Source organism: Streptomyces durbertensis, assembly GCF_014156695.1.
Classification (GTDB): Bacteria; Actinomycetota; Actinomycetes; order Streptomycetales; family Streptomycetaceae; genus Streptomyces; species Streptomyces durbertensis.
This window is the reverse complement of the sequence record NZ_WMLF01000352.1, coordinates 1-5,677: the sequence shown is the minus strand read 5'-3', so window position 1 is coordinate 5,677 and position 5,677 is coordinate 1. Positions and strand designations below refer to the sequence as shown.

The 5,677-nt window shown below is 70.3% G+C and carries 2 protein-coding genes, 1 pseudogene and 1 CRISPR repeat array; of the genes and pseudogenes, 1 reads left to right on the top strand and 2 read right to left on the bottom strand.

The window, feature by feature from the left end; all coding sequences use genetic code 11:
- Nucleotides 1-37: 37 nt before the first annotated feature.
- Nucleotides 38-2,274: a CRISPR direct-repeat array (repeat unit 37 nt; unit sequence GTGGCGGTCGCCCTCCGGGGCGGCCGGGTATCGCAAC).
- A gap of 502 nt (nucleotides 2,275-2,776) precedes the next feature.
- Nucleotides 2,777-3,127 (top strand): hypothetical protein, encoded by a 351-nt coding sequence (locus tag GL263_RS20025; protein WP_228456684.1) that lies wholly within the window; start codon nucleotides 2,777-2,779, stop codon nucleotides 3,125-3,127.
- A gap of 21 nt (nucleotides 3,128-3,148) precedes the next feature.
- Here GL263_RS20025 and istB read toward each other — a convergent pair whose 3' ends face one another.
- Both istB and istA read right to left on the bottom strand, forming a co-directional pair.
- Entirely contained in the window at nucleotides 3,149-3,916 is a 768-nt protein-coding gene (gene istB / locus GL263_RS20020) for an IS21-like element helper ATPase IstB (RefSeq protein ID WP_182857117.1), read from the bottom strand.
- Between the two features lie 231 nt (nucleotides 3,917-4,147).
- Nucleotides 4,148-5,251: pseudogene (gene istA, locus GL263_RS20015) on the bottom strand (IS21 family transposase); the annotation flags it as partial.
- Between the last annotated feature and the right edge of the window lie 426 nt (nucleotides 5,252-5,677).

Below are 5,677 nucleotides of genomic sequence, written 5' to 3'. Positions count from 1 at the left end.
CCCTGAGGCTGTGGCCCAGTGGCTCGCGGTGGGGGGTGTGGCGGTCGCCCTCCGGGGCGGCCGGGTATCGCAACAGGTAGACGGCCGTGGCGATCATCGCGAGCACCGCCGTGGCGGTCGCCCTCCGGGGCGGCCGGGTATCGCAACCCTGTCGGGCTGGCCGTCTCGACGATCGTGACGCTGTGGCGGTCGCCCTCCGGGGCGGCCGGGTATCGCAACCACTCCTGCTACGACCGGGGCACGCTCGAGACGGACGGTGGCGGTCGCCCTCCGGGGCGGCCGGGTATCGCAACGCCTGCCGCAGGTCCGCCGCCAGGCCCTGCATCGTGGTGGCGGTCGCCCTCCGGGGCGGCCGGGTATCGCAACCTCAGTCTCGGTACGCCCGCCCACTCGGCGCACCCCGGTGGCGGTCGCCCTCCGGGGCGGCCGGGTATCGCAACCATGAGCGGGCCGAGATCACGCAGCTGCTCGGCGAGTGGCGGTCGCCCTCCGGGGCGGCCGGGTATCGCAACGAGAACAAGCCCCGCCCATCGGATGGGACGTGGTGGTGGCGGTCGCCCTCCGGGGCGGCCGGGTATCGCAACTCCAACTGCTTGGCGGCGGAGTCGGAGAACGCGATCGTGGCGTGGCGGTCGCCCTCCGGGGCGGCCGGGTATCGCAACCTGTTCAGGTGGCGGCGGATGGTGTGGCCCGCGCTCGTGGCGGTCGCCCTCCGGGGCGGCCGGGTATCGCAACCATGACCGGATAGCGCGGTCTGAGATCCCCTGATCACGGTGGCGGTCGCCCTCCGGGGCGGCCGGGTATCGCAACGGGCACTCGGTGCTGGTACTCCTTCGCGCCGAACTGGCGTGGCGGTCGCCCTCCGGGGCGGCCGGGTATCGCAACGGTCTGGCCGGGGATAGGTGCGGGGCCGTGCTGCTCGTGGCGGTCGCCCTCCGGGGCGGCCGGGTATCGCAACTCCGGCTCGACGGGTGGCATGGCCGATGTCCTCGCGGGTGGCGGTCGCCCTCCGGGGCGGCCGGGTATCGCAACACCAACATCGGCACCTACTCCGCCGCCGCCGTGGCGGGTGGCGGTCGCCCTCCGGGGCGGCCGGGTATCGCAACTCGCGGGGGAGCGAGACGACCGTCGCCCACTCGCGGGTGGCGGTCGCCCTCCGGGGCGGCCGGGTATCGCAACACCTTGTCGTGCCGGAATGACGGGCGGGGGAGCGGTGTGGCGGTCGCCCTCCGGGGCGGCCGGGTATCGCAACGCCTCGGCGATCTCCTGCAACTCGCCCGCGTCGGCGTGGCGGTCGCCCTCCGGGGCGGCCGGGTATCGCAACCTGCTGCTGGTGGCGCAGCACTACGGGGCGCACAAGGTGGCGGTCGCCCTCCGGGGCGGCCGGGTATCGCAACCCAGCACTCCTGAAAGAGGCCCGACAGTCGCGTCGGGTGGCGGTCGCCCTCCGGGGCGGCCGGGTATCGCAACGTATTTCGGCGGCACCAGTGTCGGCACGCCGTCCACGTGTGGCGGTCGCCCTCCGGGGCGGCCGGGTATCGCAACCGCGTCTGCCGACTTGGACGAGGCCGAGGTCGTCGAGTGGCGGTCGCCCTCCGGGGCGGCCGGGTATCGCAACGACCCGGTCGACAGGTATCCGTGCCCCGCGTCGAACGTGGCGGTCGCCCTCCGGGGCGGCCGGGTATCGCAACCTTGTCGATCCGAGCGTCTGGCAGCGCCTCCGGTGAGTGGCGGTCGCCCTCCGGGGCGGCCGGGTATCGCAACGTCGTGGCGGTGTGCGGCTGGAGACGGTACGCGTGTGGGTGGCGGTCGCCCTCCGGGGCGGCCGGGTATCGCAACGACTCCATGACGGCTGGCGGTGGCGCGGCGGCGCTGGTGGCGGTCGCCCTCCGGGGCGGCCGGGTATCGCAACACTCTCCCTACGCGGCGCGCGGACGCCTATCCCCCGGTGGCGGTCGCCCTCCGGGGCGGCCGGGTATCGCAACCACTCGGCGGCTCAGCCGATGGACCACCTCCAGGGCGGGTGGCGGTCGCCCTCCGGGGCGGCCGGGTATCGCAACCCACGGGCCGCCGGTGCTGCCAGGGCCGGCGGCGCTGTGGCGGTCGCCCTCCGGGGCGGCCGGGTATCGCAACACCAACCGCCGCGCCCTCGTGGGCGGCACGGCCGACAGTGGCGGTCGCCCTCCGGGGCGGCCGGGTATCGCAACTGAAGCGCTTGCACAGAAGGGACCGATCCTGTGGCGGTCGCCCTTCGGGGCGGCCGGGTATCGCAACGTTCCCGCGTCAGCTTGAAGATCGGTGAGGCGGCAGGTGACGGTCGCCCTCCGGCGGGTATCGCAACGCCGTCAGCGCCCTATGGTCTCTCGGCCCCGCGCCTGCGGGGATCGTCCGATGCGAGGCTCCGTTCCGCACGCCGGCCACCCCTCGGCCCCGCGCGCGGGAGTGGTCCCGGAGTGCGCGATCGCGCCAGGTCGTGCGACGCGTTCTCCCTGCCCGAGCGGCCGCCCCATCCTGCGTGGCCCTCCCTCTGGTCTTGGTCTTCCTCCCCGGCACCGTAGAAGAGTTGAGCCGGTGCGATAACCGCCGCAGGGTTCCGGCTGCATCAACGGGCATGAGCGTGAAACAGCCGAAAGGCCATCTGTCGGCGTACTCGAGAATGTGCTCAGTGAAGTACGGACAAACGTGCTCAGAGAGATGAGGGGCTGTTCGCTCGGCTCGAGCGGAGTCGTGGCACGATGACCTTGTGGAGAGCCCTGGTCTTTCAGCGCGTCGTCGCATGCTGATCGAAGCGGTCGTCGTGGTTGCGGCGCCTGCTTCGGATCAGGTGGCCTGGCTGGACAAATACGACGTGCCGCCGGACGAGATCGCCTTGGGCTTCGATGATGCCTTCCGCCTCGCTGGGCGACTGGTCGATGAGGGCCGGCTGAGTCGGGAGGTGTTGCCCTCGCTGCAGATGATCGATGAAGTCTTCAGCGAGATGTCCCAGGTCACCGACGTGGACAGGTGGACAAGGGAGGTCTTGGCCACCGACGCCGGGTGGGGACGCGCCCGACAGCTGGCGCGAGAAGTCCTCACCGCGGAAGGCGAAGAGATGTCTCCGCTGCCACGCATCCGCATCGTTCGATGAGTCCCCAGCCCGGCCCGCGGTCTAGGCTGCGGTCTCGCGTTCGATGGCGGCGAGCCGGTTCTTGAGTCTGTAGCTGGGGCCGTTGATGGAGACGACGTCGCAGTGATGCAGGAGCCGGTCAAGGATGGCCGTGGCGAGGACCTCGTCACCGAACACCTGTCCCCATTCGCTGAAGGTCTTGTTTGAGGTCAGGATGATCGAGCCCTTCTCGTAGCGCTTGGAGATGACCTGGAACACCAGGTTGGCCTCGGCGCGTTCGAGGGGCTGGTAGCCGACTTCATCGACGACGAGAACTCCGGGGCGAAGGTAAGTACGGAGCTTGCTGTTGAGTCGTCCGGCTGCCTCGGCGACTATGAGCTGGCGGACCATGTCGTCGAGGGTCGTGAAGTAGACGGAGAATCCGGCCCGGCAGGCGGCGACCGAGAGCGCGACGGCGATGTGGGTCTTGCCGACCCCGGGCGGTCCCAGCAGGGCCGCGTTGGCCTTGGCCTCGACGAAGGCGAGGGTGGCCAGGTCTTTGATCTTGCGGGGGTCGAGTTCGGGCTGGAAGGAGAAGTCGTACTCGTCGAGCGTTTTGTGGTGCGGCAGCTTGGACAGCCGCAGGCCCTGTCGGAAACGCCGGTCGTCACGAATGGCGAGTTCCTCGGCCAGGACCAGGTCGAGGAAGTCGAGGTAGCCCATCTTGGCCTCGTCCGCCCGGCCGGCGTACTGGTTCAGGCTCTCGGCCAGGTGGGGCAGGCCGAGCTTGGCGGCCGTGGTGCGGATTCGGGTGCTGACCAGCTCGCTCAACTGGGCTCCTCCGGCTTGGGGTGTCCCGGTCAGTTCGTCATAGACCGACAGGGGTCTGCGGCCGACCTCGACGCGGACGGCCGCAGCCCGGTTCAGGAGAGCCATCAGCGAGCCGGCCGTCTCCGCACCGAGTGCGTTCTGATGACGGGGCTGCGGAGGAACGTCACCGGTGGTGGTCCGCCGGTTCCGGCCGTCGGGAAGACCGTCCCAGTGCTTCTCGTCGACGACGCATGCTCCGCGGCCGACAGCCCTGCGGTGCGTCGCCAGCAGGGTCTCGCCGTTGGTGTCGGGAACGGTGGAATGCAGCGTGATCTGGGACTTTGTTGCCCTGACTTCCACCAGCTGACGCGGGCGGACCTTGCGGGCCGGCACCGAGTAGAGGTTCGCATCGAAGGCGACCAGGCAGTCTTTGCCGACATAGCGAAGGTGTCTCTGGGTGACCACGTAGGGTGTCGCCGGCAGGGGCCTGAGGGCCATGTGGTCGCGGATCGCGCGGTGCCCGATGACTTCGCCGTGGGTGCCGTGGGACTTCGCCCGGCGCAACGGCACCCAGGCGTTGAAAGCGGAGTCCAGCTCCTCGATGGAGGAGAAGGACCGTCCGGCCAGGACGTGGTCGCGGACGATCAGGACCTGGCGCTCGACGCGGCCTTTCCCGGTGGGGCGGTAGGCCGCCAGCACGTCGATGTCGAAGTCGTAGTGCCCGGCGAACCCGACCGCTTCCGGGTGCAGCGGAACGGCCTCGCCCGGTGCCACGTGGCGTCGGACGACGGTCTTGGTGCGGTCGTAGACGATCGACATCGGCACCCCGCCGAAGTGGGCGAACGCCTGCCGGTGGCAGTCGAAGAAGGTGGCCAGGTCCTGGCTGGTGGTGAAGCAGCAGAACGGATCGCGCGAGTAGGACAAGGTCATGTGGAACGAGTAGACCTTCGGGATGCCGACATGGGCGAGGACCTGCCCTTCGTCTCCCCAGTCCACCTGGGCCTGCGCTCCAGGCACGACCTCGAACCTGCGGTGCAGGCCCGCCAGTTCGCCCGGGCTGATGCCCAGTTCCTCCGCGATCCGAGGCCGGGCCTCCTGCATGTAGAGCTTGACCCGCTGGTAGGTGCCGGTGAAGCCGTACTCGGCCACCAGCCGCTCGTGAACCACGGCGCCTTTGATCAGAATCTCGGACCGCAGCATCGCATCGATCAGAAGCGCGACCTCGTCAACCTTCCGCCGACGGCCATGTCCGGGCGCCGCCCGACGAGGCGGGGCAACCGGGCCTTCGGAGGAGAGGTACTTGCGGACCGTGCGGCGGTTGAGTCCGGTCTCCTTCGCGATCTCCGACAGACTCATCGCCCCGGACTCGAACAGCCCGCGGAAGCGTCGAAGCTCCATCCATCGTTGCGGGTCCAAGACCACGGTCAGCCGCCCTCCGCCACCCTTCACAGGCCGGCAGCAGACTGCCCACGATCAATATCCGGTACGTCAGGAAGTGGGCACGTTCATCCGTACGTGACTGGGCACGTTCACGTGTACGCCGACAGGGCGGCCGGGTATCGCAATGACAACAGCGGAACGGTAGGCGCGATCGTCACCGTCGTGGCGGTCGCCCTCCGGGGCGGCCGGGTATCGCAACGCCGTCAGCCCCCTATGGTCTCTCGGCCCCGCGCCTGCGGGGATCGTCCGGTGCGGGGCTCCGCCCCACACCCCGGGCCACCCCTCGGCCCCGCGCGCCTGGGAGTGGTCCGGGAGTGCGCGATCGAGCCAGGGCGTGCGACG